This is a genomic window from Azotobacter beijerinckii (assembly GCF_900110885.1).
Taxonomy (GTDB): Bacteria; Pseudomonadota; Gammaproteobacteria; order Pseudomonadales; family Pseudomonadaceae; genus Azotobacter; species Azotobacter beijerinckii.
The window spans coordinates 1-1,461 of the sequence record NZ_FOFJ01000163.1; the positions used below are offsets into that span (position 1 = coordinate 1).

Genomic DNA, 1,461 nt, shown 5'->3' on the forward strand with positions numbered 1-1,461 from the left:
TTTAGGGAAGGGAGTTTACGTAAAGACCTTGAAAGGGGTGCCTCTGAGGCATAGTAGGAGTTGACGGCGATGCCGTTGAAGTCGAGACGCCCATCCCAGCAGGACAGCTTTTCGACTTCGCCCAGCAGCCCGGCCTTGGCCAGGAGCCTAGAGCTGCGCAAATGCGCCATGACCTCGGAATCGGCAGCCTGTACGGCAAAATCCGAAAAATCCAGGTAGCCCGATTGGCGCAGGCCCTTCTCTATCTCATCGGGGTTGATGTAAATACCCAACAGTTGCGGCGGTATGACCTCCTTGATCGTGCTCTTGCCGGAACCATTCGGTCCGGCAAACATGCGCAGCCGCGGAGTCAGGCTCATGCACGCACCCGGCGTTTGCTACCCGGCGTGACGTGGATGGCCGGGGCCAGTGTTTTCAACACCTTGCGGCTGCCATCCGGACGCGACTCGACCAGTTGGCCATCGATGACTTCAACCACAGTGCTGCCCGCAGCCAAGGCGCGAATATAGGCCTGCCTGACAGCGCCACTGGCCAGTTCGGGGATGCTGCTTTCAAGCGCACGCATGGCCTTTTCATTGAGTGTTTTCATCGTCTGCTCCTCAGGGGGTGGCGATTGCTCACCATAATGCCGCGTGCAACAAAAAAAGACAGGCCCAGAGGCTGGCGGCGCTTCTCCCCAATCCTGCTGGACGATGCGTCGCTGACTTCTTTCCTTAGCTTCCTGCAGCCTTCGGCCCTTGACCGTGAAGCAATATGTTGCGCTTGTAGTTGCCGCTCAGCGGATTGACGTTGATTAACACCTGGCGCTGCTGGCAGCTGGCGCGCGGCACCTGGATCACCATCACCGCGCCCGCGCTGTGGCGATGTGGCGATGTGGCGATGTGGCGACGATGCAGATGATCCTGGGCCAGCAGTGCCTCGATCACAGCAAGCCATACCTGACCGCAGGGCGTGAGCAACAGGGCGATTTTCGTCTGGCCTTGATCCTCACGCCAGCGGCGTACAACGCAACCGGCTTGGCCGTGATCGCTCCGATCACACAAGGCGGCGATCATTCGCGATATGCAGGGTTCGCGGTCACGCTGAGCGGAGCAGGGACAGAGACACAGGGAGTTATCCTGACCAACCAGATTCGTTCTGTTGATCTTGAGGCTCGCGGGGCCAAGCGGGTGGAGTCGGTGCCTGAAGTGGTTATTGAGGATGCGCAGGCCCGAGTCCAGGCGCTATTTGACTAACGAGGAAAAGGCCATGACCTTGTCTACCCGTCTGCCGCTCTGATAGAGCAGCTTCGTCGGGTCGCCACCCGCGAGATCGAGCCCATCAACAGGGGCTCGTGCCCCGATAAAGTGTATGTGATCCATGAACCCCAGGCTCGGTACGCCTGACCTTGTCGTACAGCGCCGTCAGCGATACGGGCAGGTGGTCCATCTGGCGCGCGGCGGCATGCAGCGAAGGGCGCAA

General features: G+C 60.0%; 3 protein-coding genes and 1 pseudogene. 1 reads left to right on the forward strand and 3 read right to left on the reverse strand.

Translation table 11 applies throughout. The annotated features are described in order from the left end of the window. The 3 genes and pseudogenes from BMY22_RS23360 to BMY22_RS24195 form a co-directional block, all read right to left on the reverse strand. Nucleotides 1–359: pseudogene (locus BMY22_RS23360) on the reverse strand (hypothetical protein); the annotation flags it as partial. Next, nucleotides 356–589: a hypothetical protein gene (locus tag BMY22_RS23365; protein ID WP_090625717.1), complete on the reverse strand. Its 234-nt coding sequence runs from the start codon at nucleotides 587–589 to the stop codon at nucleotides 356–358. The pseudogene BMY22_RS23360 and the gene BMY22_RS23365, both read right to left, overlap by 4 nt. 124 nt (nucleotides 590–713) lie before the next feature. Further along, entirely contained in the window at nucleotides 714–926 is a 213-nt protein-coding gene (locus BMY22_RS24195; protein ID WP_143068633.1) for a hypothetical protein, read from the reverse strand. On the opposite strand from BMY22_RS24195, the gene BMY22_RS23370 reads away from it, so the two are divergent. Next, nucleotides 891–1,235 (forward strand): type II toxin-antitoxin system ChpB family toxin, encoded by a 345-nt coding sequence (locus BMY22_RS23370; RefSeq protein ID WP_090625719.1) that lies wholly within the window; start codon nucleotides 891–893, stop codon nucleotides 1,233–1,235. The genes BMY22_RS24195 and BMY22_RS23370 overlap by 36 nt on opposite strands. The last annotated feature ends 226 nt before the right edge of the window (nucleotides 1,236–1,461 follow it).

Bases quoted from the DNA above. Each gene is read 5' to 3' on its own strand.
- BMY22_RS23365 (WP_090625717.1), bottom strand. From the start codon at position 589: ATGAAAACACTCAATGAAAAGGCCATGCGTGCGCTTGAAAGCAGCATC.
- BMY22_RS23370 (WP_090625719.1), top strand. From the start codon at position 891: ATGCAGATGATCCTGGGCCAGCAGTGCCTCGATCACAGCAAGCCATAC.